This window comes from uncultured Erythrobacter sp., from assembly GCF_947499705.1.
Lineage (GTDB): Bacteria > Pseudomonadota > Alphaproteobacteria > Sphingomonadales > Sphingomonadaceae > Erythrobacter.
Window position 1 is genome coordinate 985,524 of sequence record NZ_CANMPJ010000001.1, and the last position, 14,597, is coordinate 1,000,120.

Annotated in this window: 16 protein-coding genes and 1 pseudogene; 14 read left to right on the plus strand and 3 right to left on the minus strand. The window is 58.7% G+C overall.

From position 1 onward, the window contains the following. Positions 1 to 20: 20 nt before the first annotated feature. The 14 genes and pseudogenes from Q0837_RS04560 (at position 21) to Q0837_RS04625 (ending at position 12,112) form a co-directional block, all read left to right on the plus strand. A complete protein-coding gene (locus Q0837_RS04560) occupies positions 21 to 317 on the plus strand; it encodes a GIY-YIG nuclease family protein (RefSeq protein ID WP_298465843.1) in 297 nt (98 codons plus the stop codon). A 109-nt stretch (positions 318 to 426) separates the two neighbouring features. Further along, positions 427 to 888 carry a methylmalonyl-CoA epimerase gene (gene mce, locus Q0837_RS04565; protein ID WP_298465846.1) on the plus strand — a complete coding sequence of 154 codons (462 nt, stop codon included), beginning with the start codon at positions 427 to 429 and terminating at the stop codon, positions 886 to 888. A 92-nt stretch (positions 889 to 980) separates the two neighbouring features. Beyond that, complete coding sequence (locus Q0837_RS04570) at positions 981 to 1,766, plus strand: enoyl-CoA hydratase-related protein (protein ID WP_298465849.1); 786 nt, start codon at positions 981 to 983, stop codon at positions 1,764 to 1,766. Positions 1,767 to 1,845: 79 nt separating this feature from the next. Further along, on the plus strand, positions 1,846 to 2,541 hold the full coding sequence (locus tag Q0837_RS04575; RefSeq protein ID WP_298465851.1) for a hypothetical protein: 696 nt from the start codon (positions 1,846 to 1,848) through the stop codon (positions 2,539 to 2,541). Next, complete coding sequence (gene scpA / locus Q0837_RS04580; RefSeq protein WP_298465854.1) at positions 2,541 to 4,685, plus strand: methylmalonyl-CoA mutase; 2,145 nt, start codon at positions 2,541 to 2,543, stop codon at positions 4,683 to 4,685. Before Q0837_RS04575 ends, scpA begins: the two co-directional genes overlap by 1 nt. Positions 4,686 to 4,967: 282 nt before the next feature. After that, a pseudogene (locus tag Q0837_RS04585) lies at positions 4,968 to 5,162 on the plus strand (PLP-dependent transferase); the annotation flags it as partial. Positions 5,163 to 5,234: 72 nt separating this feature from the next. Next, positions 5,235 to 6,245, plus strand: coding sequence for a biotin synthase BioB (gene bioB / locus Q0837_RS04590; protein WP_298465857.1), 1,011 nt, complete (start codon positions 5,235 to 5,237; stop codon positions 6,243 to 6,245). A gap of 39 nt (positions 6,246 to 6,284) precedes the next feature. Beyond that, positions 6,285 to 7,577: an O-acetylhomoserine aminocarboxypropyltransferase gene (locus Q0837_RS04595; RefSeq protein ID WP_298465860.1), complete on the plus strand. Its 1,293-nt coding sequence runs from the start codon at positions 6,285 to 6,287 to the stop codon at positions 7,575 to 7,577. A gap of 9 nt (positions 7,578 to 7,586) precedes the next feature. Next, positions 7,587 to 7,805, plus strand: coding sequence for a hypothetical protein (locus Q0837_RS04600; RefSeq protein WP_298465863.1), 219 nt, complete (start codon positions 7,587 to 7,589; stop codon positions 7,803 to 7,805). Further along, positions 7,802 to 8,614 carry a DUF3445 domain-containing protein gene (locus Q0837_RS04605; protein WP_298465866.1) on the plus strand — a complete coding sequence of 271 codons (813 nt, stop codon included), beginning with the start codon at positions 7,802 to 7,804 and terminating at the stop codon, positions 8,612 to 8,614. The genes Q0837_RS04600 and Q0837_RS04605 overlap by 4 nt, the downstream gene beginning before the upstream one ends. After that, positions 8,611 to 9,012: a lysozyme inhibitor LprI family protein gene (locus Q0837_RS04610; protein WP_298465869.1), complete on the plus strand. Its 402-nt coding sequence runs from the start codon at positions 8,611 to 8,613 to the stop codon at positions 9,010 to 9,012. Before Q0837_RS04605 ends, Q0837_RS04610 begins: the two co-directional genes overlap by 4 nt. A gap of 77 nt (positions 9,013 to 9,089) precedes the next feature. Continuing rightward, positions 9,090 to 11,120: an acetyl/propionyl/methylcrotonyl-CoA carboxylase subunit alpha gene (locus Q0837_RS04615; RefSeq protein ID WP_298465872.1), complete on the plus strand. Its 2,031-nt coding sequence runs from the start codon at positions 9,090 to 9,092 to the stop codon at positions 11,118 to 11,120. A gap of 242 nt (positions 11,121 to 11,362) precedes the next feature. Beyond that, positions 11,363 to 11,632 carry a hypothetical protein gene (locus tag Q0837_RS04620; RefSeq protein WP_298465876.1) on the plus strand — a complete coding sequence of 90 codons (270 nt, stop codon included), beginning with the start codon at positions 11,363 to 11,365 and terminating at the stop codon, positions 11,630 to 11,632. 78 nt (positions 11,633 to 11,710) lie between these two features. Next, complete coding sequence (locus Q0837_RS04625; RefSeq protein ID WP_298465879.1) at positions 11,711 to 12,112, plus strand: MAPEG family protein; 402 nt, start codon at positions 11,711 to 11,713, stop codon at positions 12,110 to 12,112. Here Q0837_RS04625 and Q0837_RS04630 read toward each other — a convergent pair. The 3 genes from Q0837_RS04630 to Q0837_RS04640 are packed head-to-tail and all read right to left on the minus strand — an operon-like array spanning position 12,109 to position 14,590. Continuing rightward, positions 12,109 to 12,879: a cyclase family protein gene (locus Q0837_RS04630; RefSeq protein ID WP_298465881.1), complete on the minus strand. Its 771-nt coding sequence runs from the start codon at positions 12,877 to 12,879 to the stop codon at positions 12,109 to 12,111. The genes Q0837_RS04625 and Q0837_RS04630 overlap by 4 nt on opposite strands. Then, the gene (gene aroB / locus Q0837_RS04635) at positions 12,876 to 14,033 is read right to left on the minus strand and encodes a 3-dehydroquinate synthase (protein ID WP_298465882.1); all 1,158 of its coding nucleotides are present in this window, start codon (positions 14,031 to 14,033) and stop codon (positions 12,876 to 12,878) included. The genes Q0837_RS04630 and aroB overlap by 4 nt, the downstream gene beginning before the upstream one ends. Next, positions 14,021 to 14,590 carry a shikimate kinase gene (locus Q0837_RS04640; protein WP_298465884.1) on the minus strand — a complete coding sequence of 190 codons (570 nt, stop codon included), beginning with the start codon at positions 14,588 to 14,590 and terminating at the stop codon, positions 14,021 to 14,023. The genes aroB and Q0837_RS04640 overlap by 13 nt, the downstream gene beginning before the upstream one ends. Between the last annotated feature and the right edge of the window lie 7 nt (positions 14,591 to 14,597).

Genomic DNA, 14,597 nt, shown 5'->3' on the forward strand with positions numbered 1-14,597 from the left:
GGCGACTGCGTCGCCTCGCAATGACGAAACTTCCTTGCGTCTACATCATGGCCAGCAAGAGGAACGGGACGCTTTATACTGGTGTGACGTCTGATCTTCCGCAGCGCGCATGGCAGCATCGCGAGGGGCAGGTCGAAGGGTTCTCGAAGAAGCACGGCTGCAAGCTGCTCGTTTGGTTCGAACGGCATGACACCATGGAAAGCGCTATTCTGCGTGAGAAGCAGATCAAGGCTGGTAGTCGCAAGGCAAAGCTCAAGGTGATCGAAGCCGAGAACCCGACTTGGCGCGACCTGTTCGAGGATATTGCGCAAGAATAGAAATACCGTCATTGCGAGCCGCGAAGCGGCGCGGCAATCCAGAGCGTTAGCGCGCTAGGCTCTGGATTGCTTCGCTACGCTCGCAATGACGAGTAAGGAACGTCCAACAATGAAACTAGGCCGTCTCAACCATATCGGCGTTGCAACGCCCTCCATCGCCGACTCCATCGCGCATTATCGCGACGTTATGGGTGCGGCTGATATCACCGAACCGTTCGACTTGCCCGAACAAGGCGTGAAGGTCTGCTTCGTCAACACGCCAACCCATTCGACAGGCTCAGGGCAGGCCGATTCGCGCATGAATGGCACGCAGATTGAGCTGATCGAGCCGTTTGACGAGTCTTCTCCGATCAACTCGTTTCTAGAAAAGAACCCGGCGGGTGGGCAGCATCATGTCTGTTTTGAAGTCCCCGATATCGCTACGGCACGCGAGGAATTCGAGGCTATGGGCAAGCGCATTCTCGGCCCCACACGCATCGGCGCGCATGGCACGCCTATCTTTTTCGTCCATCCCAAGGATATGCAGGGCATGCTTACCGAGATTATGGAAACGCCGAAGGAAGCGCATTGACCTTCCCGTCGCCCCGGACTTGATCCGGGGCCGCATGCTGCTTGAGATCCCGGATCAAGTCCGGGATGACGATTTTGGGAGAGAGGAAACCCATGACCTACGAGACCATCCGCGTCGAACGCGACGGCCCGCTGACCACCATCACCCTCAACCGCCCGGATCGCCTCAACGCGATGCCGCCTCAGATGGCGGACGAGATTGGGCAGGTGTTCTACGATCTGGGGGACAGCCGCGCGGTGCTGATCACGGGTGAGGGCAAGGGCTTCTGCTCGGGCGCGGACCTGTCTGCGCGCAGCGACGACAATCCGTTGATGGGCAAGGGCGGCAGCCACGAGGCGCTGAACAACCATTACAACCCTGCGGTCAGCCACTTGGTGCGCGCGAACGTGCCGGTGATCTGCGCGGTCAATGGCCCGGCGGCAGGTGTTGGGTGCTCGCTCGCGTTGGCGGCGGACTTCACCATTGCCGCGCGCAAGGCGTATTTCCTGCAGGCCTTCGTCAATATCGGCCTCGTGCCCGATGGCGGCTCCACTTGGCTGCTCGCCCGCGCAATCGGCCGTGCCCGCGCCACCCGCATGATGATGCTGGGTGAGAAGATCAGCGCCGAACAGGCCGAGGAATGGGGCCTGATCTACAAATGCGTCGATGACGAATTGCTGATGGACGAAGCCAAGGCGCTCGCGGCCAAGCTCGCCAATGGCCCGACGCTCGCCTACGCAGCAATGAAGCGCAACATCGCAACTGCGCTCGACGGATCGCTGCAACAGGTGCTGCTCGCCGAAGCCGAAGCGCAGCACATTGCGGGCCGCTCCGCCGATGCGAAAGAGGGCGGCAAAGCGTTCCTCGAAAAGCGCAAGGCAGAGTTCAAAGGGGCCTAGAGTTTCAATTAACCGCTTGGCGGATTTGTGAGGTGCGAGTCCCTTCCGATTGGCGCGCGCTTGTGACATGAGGCTGGCCATGACCCAGAAACCGGCCTTCCAGGACAGGAATGCTCTCGCTTTCATTGCCGCGCTGGCGGTGACCGCAACCCTTGCTGGTTGCGGCGAGCCTGCCTCCTCCGATGACACGGCGGATCAGAAAGTGGCGGTTGAATCCGAGCCCTCGCAACCTGCGCCAAGGGCCACGACTGCTCCCGCAATCACGCAAGTTGTTGAAAAAGAACGAACCATTACGGCCCCGTTTGGTTCGGTGCAAATTGCCCAAGTCAGCATAGAAAATGCGGCCCATGCCGAGGCCGGTCGACTGCACATCACCTATTTCGACAAGGATGGAGAGCAGAGCGCGGATTATCCCAAAGCAGTCGTTATGGGCAGTTGGGGGCGTATGGGTGAATGGTCCACCGAGCAGAAATATTCCGAATTTCCGGTCATCGTCGCCGAAGGTGGTGGCACCTGGCAGGGCTACACCTGCGGCTGGACTTCGTGGACGGAGTTGCAGCCTTCTGGCCCGGTGGAATTGCTCAGGTTGCAGACCTTTTATTCCAACGACGGGACCGGGCGTGAACCGGAAGAGTTTGAAGCCACTATCGGTTCGCCCGCACCCGATGGCAGCTTTGTGGTATCCTTTGCCGGGACCAAGGAACGTTCAACAAAATACCGCCGCGAAGGCGACGCTTACATAGCTGTGAGCGGTGAAGAACTGGATGCATGCTGATGGCCGATGTTTCAGATTGGAAAGCCCTCGCCGACAAAGAAAGCAAAGGCCGCGACCTGACATGGTCGACGCCCGAGGGCTTCGATATCAAGCCGCTTTATACCGGCGAGGATCACGCGGATTTCGATCCCGGCCTCCCCGGTTTTGCGCCGTTCACGCGCGGGGTGAAGGCCAGCATGTATGCCGGGCGTCCGTGGACGATCCGGCAATATGCGGGCTTCTCAACCGCCGAGGAATCGAACGCGTTTTACCGCCGTAACCTAGCGGCGGGGCAAAAGGGTCTGTCGGTCGCTTTCGACCTCGCCACGCACCGCGGTTACGACTCCGATCACCCTCGCGTGGTCGGCGATGTTGGCAAGGCCGGCGTGGCGATCGACACTGTTGCGGACATGCAGATCCTGTTCGACCAGATCCCGCTGGATACGATGTCGGTCAGCATGACGATGAACGGCGCGGTGATCCCGGTTATGGCATTCTATATCGTCGCGGGCGAGCGTTCAGGTGTGAGCGCGGAGAAGCTCTCGGGCACGATCCAGAACGACATTCTGAAAGAGTTCATGGTCCGCAACACCTATATCTACCCACCCGAACCGAGCATGCGGATCGTTTCGGACATTATCGCATATACCTCGGCTAACATGCCGAAATTCAACAGCATTTCGATCAGCGGCTATCATATGCATGAGGCCGGGGCGACGGCAGTGCAGGAGCTCGCCTTCACCATCGCAGACGGCAAGGAATACGTCACACGCGCGATGGCCGCAGGGCTGGATATCGATGCGTTCGCGGGGCGGCTCAGCTTCTTTTTCGGCATCGGCATGAACTTCTTCATGGAGATCGCCAAGCTGCGCGCCGCGCGGACGCTGTGGTATCGCACCATGGATGGGCTGGGCGCGAAAGCCGAGCGGTCGAAGATGCTGCGCACGCACTGCCAGACTTCTGGTGTTTCGCTGCAAGAACAAGATCCATACAACAACGTCATCCGCACGACAGTCGAGGCAATGGCGGCAACGCTTGGCGGGACGCAGAGCCTCCACACCAACGCGCTCGATGAAGCGATTGCGCTGCCCACCGACTTCTCTGCCCGCATCGCGCGCAACACGCAGCTGGTGCTGCAAGAAGAAAGCGGGATCACCAATGTCGTCGATCCGCTGGGCGGCTCGCACTACATCGAAGCACTCACTGCGACGCTCGTCGAGGAAGCCGAAGCACTGATCGCGCAGGTCGATGAAGCAGGCGGGATGACGGCCTATGTCGACACCGGCGCACCCAAGGCGGCGATCGAACGCGCGGCGGCGGAGAAGCAGACCGGTATCGACAAGGGCGAGACCGTGATCGTTGGCGTGAACAAATACCAGCTCGCCGAAGAGCAGCAGATCGACACGCTCGACATCGACAATGCAGCAGTGCGCAAAGGGCAGATCGCGAGATTGGCAGAGGTGCGCGCTGGCCGGGACGAGATCGCTTGTCGCGGCGCGCTCAAGGCTTTGACCCAAGGCTGCACCAGCGGCGGTAATGTGCTGGAACTGGCAGTCGAAGCGGCGCGCCACGATGCGACGCTCGGCGAAATCTCGGCGGCGATGGAAGAAGTGTTCGGCCGCCACGACGCGACGCCAAAGCCGGTTAGCGGGGTTTACGCCAGCGCCTACGAATTTGACCGCCGCTGGGAGCAGGTCACGAACGGCGTCGATGCGGTCGAGCGACGCTTGGGCCGCAAGCCGCGCATTCTGGTCGCTAAGATGGGCCAAGACGGCCACGATCGCGGCGCAAATGTGATCGCCAGCGCCTTTACCGACATGGGCTTTGAAGTGGTCTCTGGACCTCTTTTCCAAACACCTGAAGAGACGCGAGATACAGCGCTTGCGAAAGACGTGGATGTAATCGGCGCAAGCTCGTTAGCGGCAGGACACAAAACACTGATCCCCGAACTGATCCGGTTGCTCAAGGAAGCGGACCGGCCCGATATCAAGGTCACAGCAGGCGGCGTGATCCCGCCGCAGGACTACGACTTCCTGCGCGAGGCAGGGGTGCAAGGCATCTACGGCCCCGGTTCCAACGTCGTGGAATGCGCGGCGGATATTCTGACCCTGCTCGGCCACAACATGCCGCCGCTTGAGAGCATTATGGACGAGGCGGCGGAGTGAGCCTTTGGCGCGACTTCAAGCTCTGGCGCAATCGCAGACGGAAGCGAAGAGCCGCAAGCTTCGAGAAGCTAGATACAGATTACTCGTATTATGAGGAGCTTAAATCCTCGGGTAAGTCAGCAAGTGAAGCCGCAGACATAGCTAGGGATTCTGGAAAAGACTGGACATTTCAAGTTCGTATGTCCCGTAAAGTATATGGCCTGTCGCTTGTGGAAGCCCAGAAAATCATAATGCTAGATCGTGATCCACACCTACGAAACCAATAAGGCTGGAGCTCATTAGATGACAGATCTTCACCCCGAAACCCTCTCAGTCCATGCTGGCTGCGAGCCTGATCCGACTACCAACGCGCGGATCACGCCGATTTATCAGACTTCATCTTACGTCTTCGACAGCGCCGAGCATGCCGCAAACCTGTTTTTGCTCAGCGAGTTCGGCAACATCTATTCGCGCATTATGAACCCAACCAATGATGCGCTTTTGCTCTCGAAGATCGAAGCGAATGAACATATCGAATTCTTGTAGTCACTTAATGAGGGTGTCGCTTAAATGACCCAAATCCGCACCGACTGGACCCGCGAGGAAATCGCGGACCTCTTCGACCTTCCCTTTACTGAATTGCTCTTCCAAGCAGCCAGTGTCCATCGCAACAATCATCCGCCCGAGCAGGTCCAACTGTGCACCTTGCTCAGCATCAAGACCGGCGGTTGTCCTGAAGATTGTGGCTATTGCTCGCAAAGCGTGAAGGCTGACAGCGGTGTCGAGGCGACCAAGCTGATGGATGTGCAGGCGGTGCTGCAACGCGCAGCGCAGGCCAAGGACGCTGGGTCGCAGCGTTTCTGCATGGGCGCCGCCTGGCGCAATCCGAAGGACCGCGACATGCCCGCGATTGTCGAGATCGTGAAAGGTGTGAGCGACATGGGGCTGGAAACCTGCATGACGCTCGGCATGCTGGAGCCGCATCAGGCCGATATGCTCGCTGAGGCTGGGCTCGATTATTACAACCACAATATCGACAGCTCGCCCGAATATTATGAGCGCGTGATTTCGACGAGGGACTTTCAGTGCCGCTTAGACACGCTTGACCATGTGCGCAGTGCCGGGATTAATGTCTGTTCAGGCGGTATCGTCGGGATGGGTGAAACGCGCGAGGATCGCGTTGGCTTCGTCCACACGCTCGCGACACTGCCAGAACATCCCGAAAGCGTGCCTGTGAACGCACTCGTCCCGGTCAAGGGGACGGTGCTGGGCGATATGCTGGCGGACACTCCTCTCGGCAAGATCGACGATATCGAATTCGTGCGCACTGTTGCCGTCGCGCGGATAACGATGCCAATGAGCATGGTGCGGCTGTCGGCGGGCCGCGAAAGCATGAGCGAAGCGACACAGGCGCTTTGTTTCCTTGGCGGTGCGAATTCGATCTTCACCGGCGACAAGCTGTTGACCGCGCCCAATGCGGGCGATGACAGCGACGGAGCTCTGTTTGCAAAGCTGGGTCTGACTGCGCTTCAAGGCGAGGAACCAGCGCGTGCTTGCAAAGAGATGGAATCCGTCGAATAGCGCACCCTTCACGCAACAGAATTGCCAAGGACGCTGGTTATGACGAATCTTCACCCTGAAACGCTTTCCGTCCACGCTGGCTGCGAGCCTGATCCGACGACAAATGCGCGGGTGACTCCGATCTACCAAACCAGCTCATACGTCTTCGACAGCGCAGAGCATGCAGCGAACCTGTTTTCGCTCAGTGAATTCGGCAACATCTATTCGCGGATCATGAATCCGACCAACGATGCGTTGGAGAAGAAGATCGCGGCGCTTGAGGGCGGCGTGGGCGCTCTTGGGGTTGCCTCGGGCCACGCGGCGCAATTGCTGGCGTTCCACACACTAATGGAGCCGGGCTGCAATATCGTTGCGGCAAAGAAGCTTTATGGCGGGTCGCTCAACCAGCTCGGCGAGGCGTTCAAGAAATTCGGTTGGGAAACACGCTTTGTCGATGCGGATGATCCCGAGAATGTGCGTACGGCGATGGATGACAAAACGCGCGTCGTGTTCATCGAGAGCCTCGCCAATCCGGGCGGTGTGGTGAGCGATATCGCGGCCATTGCAGACATAGCGCATGCTGGCGGCGTGCCGTTGATGGTCGACAACACGATGGCCTCTCCAGCCCTGTGCCGCCCGTTTGAACATGGCGCGGATATTGTCGTGCATTCGACCACAAAGTTCCTGAACGGTCACGGCAATGCGATTGGCGGTGTGATCGTCGACAGCGGCAAGTTCGATTGGAAAGCGCAGGGGGATAAGTATCCGTCGCTGACGCAGCCCAATGGTTCGTATCACGGCGCAGTGCTCGTCGATGCGCTCGAGCCAGTCGGGCCGATCGCTTTCATCATCGCCTGCCGCGTTCTGGGCCTGCGCGATCTCGGCCCGGCGATGGCACCGATGAATGCATTTCTGGCGCTGACAGGCATGGAAACGCTGCATCTGCGGATGGACAAGCATTGCGCAAACGCTCTGGCACTGGCGACATGGCTGAAAGAACAGCCGCAAGTCGAATGGGTCAGCTATGCGGGCCTGAGCGACGACACATATCATTCGCTTGCTCAGAAATATCTCGGTGGCAAGGGCGGGGCAGTGTTCACCTTCGGATTGAAAGGCGGTTACGAAGCGGGCGTGAAACTGGTCGAGAGCGTCAAACTGTTCAGCCACCTCGCCAATATCGGCGACACGCGCTCGCTGATCATCCACCCCGCATCGACGACGCACAGCCAGCTATCCGAGGAAGAGCTTCTGAGCGCGGGCGCGGGACCGGACGTGGTACGCGTTTCAGTCGGGATCGAGCACATCGACGATATCAAGGCCGACTTGGCGCAGGGCCTTGGGTTGTTGGAGTGAGGCTGCGGCGTGAAACGGCTCATCTACTTATCGGTCGTCTACTGGACCATCGCTTTGATCCTGCTGGCGGTCTACAACTTCCAATGCGGTTTTAGTGCCGGTCACGATCCAGAGAGCGACGCACTGATCCGCGCCTGCATCGACGATATGCAAGCGGGTTTTCCATATGTCTTCGCCGCGACCATTGCGATGTATATTGCTGTTATGTGGTTCTCTCGAAAACGATGAGCCTCGGCTTTTCAGTCGACGAACTCCTACCCAAAGCCCGCGGGGGAGGGCAGCTCAAGATGGGGCTGGTCCGGCTGTCGGAGGAAGAATGGCTTCAGCCTGATCCTGATCTTGCGGCGCGCCTTGAGGGATTTTCGCACTGGCCAGAGGGCGTGCAGCTTACGGTGGAAGCAGACGTGCCGGCGCGCGAACTTGCCGAAATGCTGGGTGTGCCGGTCGAATTTGATCAGGCAGCGCTGCCCAAAGTTGCTCTCAATTCTCACGAGGACATGTGCCTCCTCACAAAACGGGAGGGTGACAATCAGTATCGCCTGATTGGCGCAGCGGTTGCATGGCCGACCGACTGGCATCCCAAGAACAAGATTGGTCTGCCACTGCGCGCGCTGCATGCTCCCATTGCTGGCTATGAAGAGCAGCTCGCTACCGGCGTCGATCGCTTCATGGACACACTCAAAGCCGGACCGATCTACGGTCGCTGCAATTGGTTTATCGCGCCGACTGGCGAACGCCGATGGATCGCCGATGCGCCGCCTGAACAGGCGTATTCGCATGTCACGGCGGACAATGCTGGCGAGACCCTGTTTGTGCGTTCCGAGCGCCAGACCCTGCGTCGCCTCCCCAAAACGGGCGCGATCCTGTTTACAATCGGCATCTATGTCGAACCCCTGGGCAAGCTCGGTCCCGACAACATCGCGATGCTATCCAAGGCGGTGCAGTCGCTTGTCAGCGGGGAGGGTGACCGGCGCGGCGCACCGGCCTATGCTAACAGTCTGATCGCTTTCGCCGCCCAACGGAGAACCGCCTCATGATCTCTGCCTTGTTGCTGTTGTTGGCCCAGTCCGATGGATTTCCTGAATGCAACCAGGAGGCTGCTGATCGAGGTATCCAGCAGGAAATGAACATCTGCGCCGCTGTGGAATTCCGCAAGGCCGATGCCGAACTGAATGCGCAGTGGAATGTGACGTCGCAAAAGATGAAAGAATTCGATGAAAGCTGGACGGCGGAATGGGATGATCGTCCTGGTTGGTTTGCCAGCCTGCTGGAAGCGCAGCGCGCGTGGATCGCTTTCCGTGACGCGCATTGCCGGGTCGATGGATACACCGCGCGCGGAGGCTCGCTGGAACCATTGCTTGTATCAACCTGCAAGACCGCGCTGACCGAGGCGAGGACAGAGCAACTGCGCGAGCTTGCCGAAAGTCCAAACTAAGCGCCATTTCCGATAGGTTGCTTGCCGCGCGGTGAGGCGGCATAGGCATACCCAATAGGGACCCCCACGGAGCGCCGATGTTTTCCAAAATCCTGATTGCCAATCGCGGCGAAATTGCCTGCCGCGTCATCCAGACCGCGCAGAAAATGGGTATCGCCACTGTTGCGGTCTATTCCGACGCTGATGCGCGTGCTCCGTTCGTGCGGATGGCGGATGAGGCCGTGCATATCGGTCCCGCTCCAGCATCGGAAAGCTATCTGATCCCGGAAAAGATCATCGCCGCCTGCAAAGAGACTGGTGCTGAAGCGGTCCATCCCGGCTATGGTTTCCTGTCCGAGCGCGCGAGTTTTGTCGAAGCGCTCGAGGCAGAGGGAATCGCGTTTATCGGCCCGCCTCCCGGAGCGATTGCGGCGATGGGCGACAAGATCGAATCCAAGAAGCTCGCTATGGAAGCGGGCGTCAACGTCGTCCCCGGATTTGTCGGCGAGATCGAAGACACCGAACACGCTGTCCGGATCTCCGACGAAATCGGCTATCCCGTGATGATGAAGGCCTCTGCCGGCGGCGGGGGTAAGGGAATGCGGCTTGCCTATTCAGAGCAAGACGTGCGCGAAGGGTTTGAAGCGACAAAGCGCGAAGGCCTCAATTCCTTCGGCGATGACCGCGTTTTTATCGAGAAATTCATCCTCAATCCCCGCCATATCGAGATTCAGATCCTTGGCGATAAACACGGCAATATCCTATACCTGAACGAGCGCGAATGCTCGATCCAGCGGCGGCACCAAAAGGTTGTCGAAGAGGCCCCATCGCCCTTCGTCACGCCCAAGATGCGCAAGGCGATGGGCGAGCAATGCGTCGCTCTGTCGCGCGCTGTCGAATACCATTCAGCTGGGACAGTCGAGCTGATCGTCAGCGGTGCCGATCCGACCGGCGAAAGCTTCTACTTCCTCGAAATGAATACACGGCTTCAGGTGGAGCACCCCGTTACCGAGGCGATCACGGGCGTCGATCTGGTCGAACAGATGATCCGCGTCGCAGCGGGTGAAAAGCTCGAAATGACGCAGGATGATATCGGCATCGAAGGCTGGTCGATCGAGAACCGCGTCTATGCCGAAGACCCATATCGCGGGTTCCTGCCTTCGACAGGTCGCCTGGTCGAATATGAGCCGCCGCTTGAGGGCTGGACCAACGATGGCAGCGCCAATGGCCGGCGCGGTGTTGCCATGGGAAATGGGGGCGTTCGGGTCGATGATGGCGTGTTCGAAGGCGGCGAAGTGTCGATGTTCTACGACCCGATGATCGCCAAGCTGATTACCTGGGCTCCGACCCGCGAAGAAGCCGCTGATCTTCAGATTACGGCGCTCGACAATTTCCGCATCAGGGGCCTCGGTCATAACGTCGATTTCCTCAGCGCGATCATGCAACATGACCGGTTTCGGTCAGGCGAACTCACGACCGGCTTCATTGCTGAGGAATATCCTGACGGATTCGAAGGTGCACCTGCCGACGACGCATGGCTGCGGCAGCTTGCGGCTCTCTTCGCCGGGGCCGAGTTCACTGAACAAGTCCGCGCGCGCAGGATATCCGGCCAGCTCAATGGCAACGACAATCCGCCTTCGCGCTGGATGGTCAAGATCGGGAGCCAGAGCTTCGACGTGTTGCTCGAAGAGGGCGGCGCGAATGTCGATGGTGAGACCATGCGCGGCACGTGGGACTGGGAAGTCGGCATGCCGATTGCTCAGGTCACCGGCGAAAATGAAATGGCGGTTCAAATCGAGCGGATCGGAGTGCGCTGGCGCATGACGACGCGCGGCGCTTCGCATGAAGCCTTGGTGCTGCCTGCCAATGTCGCGCCTTTGGCAAAACACATGATCGAAAAGATCCCGCCTGACCTCTCTAAAATGCTCATCTGCCCGATGCCGGGAATGCTGGTGAAGCTGCACGTTGCCGAGGGCGAAAAGGTGCAGCCTGGTCAGCCGCTGGCAACCGTCGAAGCGATGAAGATGGAGAACATCCTTCGGGCCGAGAAAGAGGGCAAAATCGCCTCGATCAATGCCTCCGAAGGTGAGAGCCTGGCGGTCGATGCAGTGATTCTAGAGCTGGAATAGCCTGATTCGCGAGAGCCACTAACAGTTCAATTTCGCTCGTCTGGAATCAGATTCGTAAAACTTCACGGTTCGAACTGTCCCTTTTGGGTGCAGTCGTGTTGCGCGGCTTTGTACCTTTGCGTCAACTTTATTCACTTTCGTTTGATTTAACATTAATCCACTGGTCAATCTTGGGAAAAGTGACGACAATTCTTTCTGTTGATTCGGCATGTCGCAACGAATCACATCGAAAGGGGTTAGTCATGGCGAGGAAAGGTACCGGTTATTTCGACCGCAAGGGTCATTTCTTCAAGACCCCGCGCGAAGCAACGGCCAGTGATATCGCAGCATTGCTTGGTCAGATTGGCGATGGTGAAAGCCTTGCGCCGGGCATCGCGCAAATGCTGATCGAGCGTCGTTCGGATATAGAGCGCCTGTTCAAAGAGCATGACGAGATGATGGCTGAGCACGAGGGCAACGTGACCGACATCACTGAAAAAGTCTCGAAATTGCCGGGCCGTCCGGCGAGCTAAGGGTAAGCAAGAGGCTATCAGTAAAGTTGCAACTTGCAACCTATCTCTCTAGGCGAGATCAAGCTTAGGGAGACCAACATGTCATTATCAATAACCGCGGTAACCGCTGCTGTATTGGCGTTATTGCTGCTCGTCACAGCAATCGAAACGGTCAGCAAACGTCTCAAGCTCAAGGCTGCATTTGGTGACGCTGACGATCCAGGTCTGATTGCGGCGATGCGAAGTCACGGGAATCTGTCGGAACACGCTCCAATCGTGCTTATAATGCTCGGCCTGCTCGAGTTCGGAGGAGCGAATTCAACTCTGCTGATTAGCATCGCAGGTGCCTTTATCGTTGGGAGATTTGCGCACGTGATCGGGCTGCATCAGCGCAGCGAACCCGGGAAAGCTCCACTTGCCCGTCAGATCGGCGTCATTCTCACTTGGCTGACCCTTCTGGCCCTTGCCATATTGCTGCTGGTCGGTGTTTTCGTGAACTAATCCGCGACCATTGCCACCGCGCGAATCCAGCCAGCGCTGGCGCGCTCTATCTTCACCGGGAAGCAGCTGAACATGAAGCCTTGCGATGGCAGGCTTTCGAGATTGGTGAGTTTTTCGATCTGGTAATAGGGTCGGATACGGCCCGCTTTGTGGCCCTCCCAGATGATCGCGGGGTCACGCTTTTCGGCCCAGCGTTTTGCGGTGTGGCTGAATGGAGCGTCCCAGCTCCAGGCATCAGTGCCGACCACCTGCACGCCGCGTTCGGTCAGCCACAAAGTTGCCTCGGCGCCTAGCCCGACGCCCTGATCGATGAAATTGTCAGTTCCGTAGACTGCGCCCGATTGTATCAGCACGATGTCGCGTGGCTGGAGATCGTAGTGAATTGCTTTGAAGGCCGCTTCGATTTCGGCGGCGCTCACCACATGGCCGTGGGGCAGGTGCGAGAAATCCAGTTTTACGCCCGGACGGAAGAACAGGTCGAGCGGGGCTTCGTCGATGCTCGGGGCAGGGTTGGCCCCGTCATCGGTTGTTGAATGATAGTGCCACGGCGCATCCATATGGGTGCCGTTATGCGTGGCCAGTTCGATCTTCTCGACCGCCCAGCCTTCGCCGTCCGGCAAGTCTTCTTTTTCCAGTCCCGGGAAGAACATCGCGATCTGCGCCCACGTCTGTTCGTGGGTCATATATTCGATCTTGGGCCGCATCACCTCGGGGTCGGAAACCACATCATTGGTGATCGGGATCGAGAGGTCGACGAACCTGGTCATGCGCTGATTTTCGCATCGACTTGCAGTTCTCCGTCGAGGAATGCGGCGACGTCGCTTAGGTCCACGTCGCGTGCCAGATATGCTGCTCCAATGCTCTTGAGCAGCAGAAAGGGCAGGGTGCCTCCCTCCATTTTCTTGTCATGCCGCATATGATCGACCAATCGTGCCCCATCACATTTCAGGCCGAGCTCGGTGATGTTGGTGGGCACTCCGGAAGCGCTAACCGCCTGAGCAACAAGCTGCGCATCAGCCAAAGGCAGATCGCCCCTGAGCGCCGAATATCGAGCCGCAAGAACCATTCCCATCGCCACCGCTTCGCCGTGTAATAGCGTGTTGGAGAAGCCAGTTTCCGCTTCGAGTGCATGCCCGAATGTATGCCCTAGATTGAGCAGAGCTCGAACGCCGCTGGTTTCGCGCTCGTCCTCTGCAACTATGCGGGCCTTTGCACGAATGCTGGTCGCGATCGCGTGGGTAAGGGCTGCGGGTTCGCGCGCGAGGACCTTGCTTCCGTTTGACTCCAGCCAAGCAAAGAATTCGGCGTCGCCCAAGAGACCGTATTTCAGGACTTCGGCATAGCCCGCGCGCATCTCGCGGTTGGGGAGCGTATCCAGAACCAGCGGGTCGATCAGAACGGCAGCGGGCTGGTGGAAGGCCCCGATCAGGTTCTTTCCCGCACCCGTATTGATAGCGGTCTTGCCGCCCACCGAGCTGTCCACCTGCGCAAGCAAAGTGGTTGGAATCTGCACAAAGCCGCAGCCGCGCTTGGTCACCGCGCAGGCGAAGCCCGTCAGGTCACCAACCACTCCTCCGCCTAGTGCGAAGACATGATCACTGCGGGTCACTCCCAAGTCGAGCAGCCAATCGGTCAACCGCTCAAGTATGCCCCAGCTCTTTGCGCCTTCGCCCGGCTCGACGACGAACCAATCGATGGTAAGTCCTGCGGTAGCGAGGCCTTGCTCAACTGTCTGGCCAAACTCGCGGTGCGTGTTGCTGTCTGCGACAAACGGAACTCGTCGTTCAGCGCCATAGGACGCGAGAAAACTGGCAGCGCATGTCGCGATACGATCGAGTAAACCTGGTTCAATCGTGACGCCATAGCCGCGGCCAGCGAGCGCGACCGGAATCACGATTTGGGTGTCGCTCAAGCCAGCCATTGGCCAATTCCTTCAATTATTGCCTTTGCGGTATCGGCGTGGGGGCCGTCTTCGCTCATCACCCGCACTTGCGCTTGGCGGTAGTGGGGCTCGCGTTCACTCGCCAAGCGGGTGAGTATCTCCCTGGGGTCTCCGTCACGCAGTAGAGGTCGTGTATCTCGGCGAGAGGTTCGCTCGACCAGTGTGTCAATGTCACAATCGATCCAGACCGCTATCGCATTGTCGAGGATCAGACCGCGCGTTTCCGGATCTATGAAGGCACCACCACCAGTTGCGATCACGCCCGCATGTTCCTCTATCAGGCGCGCAATCACCCGGCGTTCGCCGTTGCGAAAGTAGGCTTCACCGTGCTCTTCGAAAATCTCCGCAATACTGCGCTGAGCTGCTTCGGTTATCGCATCATCGGCATCGACGAAATCGCGCCCCATCATGGCAGCGAGCCGCCGGCCCACGGTTGATTTGCCGACTCCCATCAAGCCGACAAGCGCGATTGGTCGGTCGATGCGGCATGCAATCCGGGCGATTTCTATATCGTTCAAAGTGGCCTGCTCAGTCATTGCAGCA

What these genes read in the sequence shown, in the direction of transcription:
- Q0837_RS04560 (WP_298465843.1), top strand. Translation starts at nt 21, where the DNA reads ATGACGAAACTTCCTTGCGTCTACATCATGGCCAGCAAGAGGAACGGG.
- mce (WP_298465846.1), top strand. Translation starts at nt 427, where the DNA reads ATGAAACTAGGCCGTCTCAACCATATCGGCGTTGCAACGCCCTCCATC.
- Q0837_RS04570 (WP_298465849.1), top strand. Translation starts at nt 981, where the DNA reads ATGACCTACGAGACCATCCGCGTCGAACGCGACGGCCCGCTGACCACC.
- Q0837_RS04575 (WP_298465851.1), top strand. Translation starts at nt 1,846, where the DNA reads ATGACCCAGAAACCGGCCTTCCAGGACAGGAATGCTCTCGCTTTCATT.
- scpA (WP_298465854.1), top strand. Translation starts at nt 2,541, where the DNA reads ATGGCCGATGTTTCAGATTGGAAAGCCCTCGCCGACAAAGAAAGCAAA.
- bioB (WP_298465857.1), top strand. Translation starts at nt 5,235, where the DNA reads ATGACCCAAATCCGCACCGACTGGACCCGCGAGGAAATCGCGGACCTC.
- Q0837_RS04595 (WP_298465860.1), top strand. Translation starts at nt 6,285, where the DNA reads ATGACGAATCTTCACCCTGAAACGCTTTCCGTCCACGCTGGCTGCGAG.
- Q0837_RS04605 (WP_298465866.1), top strand. Translation starts at nt 7,802, where the DNA reads ATGAGCCTCGGCTTTTCAGTCGACGAACTCCTACCCAAAGCCCGCGGG.
- Q0837_RS04610 (WP_298465869.1), top strand. Translation starts at nt 8,611, where the DNA reads ATGATCTCTGCCTTGTTGCTGTTGTTGGCCCAGTCCGATGGATTTCCT.
- Q0837_RS04615 (WP_298465872.1), top strand. Translation starts at nt 9,090, where the DNA reads ATGTTTTCCAAAATCCTGATTGCCAATCGCGGCGAAATTGCCTGCCGC.
- Q0837_RS04620 (WP_298465876.1), top strand. Translation starts at nt 11,363, where the DNA reads ATGGCGAGGAAAGGTACCGGTTATTTCGACCGCAAGGGTCATTTCTTC.
- Q0837_RS04625 (WP_298465879.1), top strand. Translation starts at nt 11,711, where the DNA reads ATGTCATTATCAATAACCGCGGTAACCGCTGCTGTATTGGCGTTATTG.
- Q0837_RS04630 (WP_298465881.1), bottom strand. Translation starts at nt 12,879, where the DNA reads ATGACCAGGTTCGTCGACCTCTCGATCCCGATCACCAATGATGTGGTT.
- aroB (WP_298465882.1), bottom strand. Translation starts at nt 14,033, where the DNA reads ATGGCTGGCTTGAGCGACACCCAAATCGTGATTCCGGTCGCGCTCGCT.
- Q0837_RS04640 (WP_298465884.1), bottom strand. Translation starts at nt 14,590, where the DNA reads ATGACTGAGCAGGCCACTTTGAACGATATAGAAATCGCCCGGATTGCA.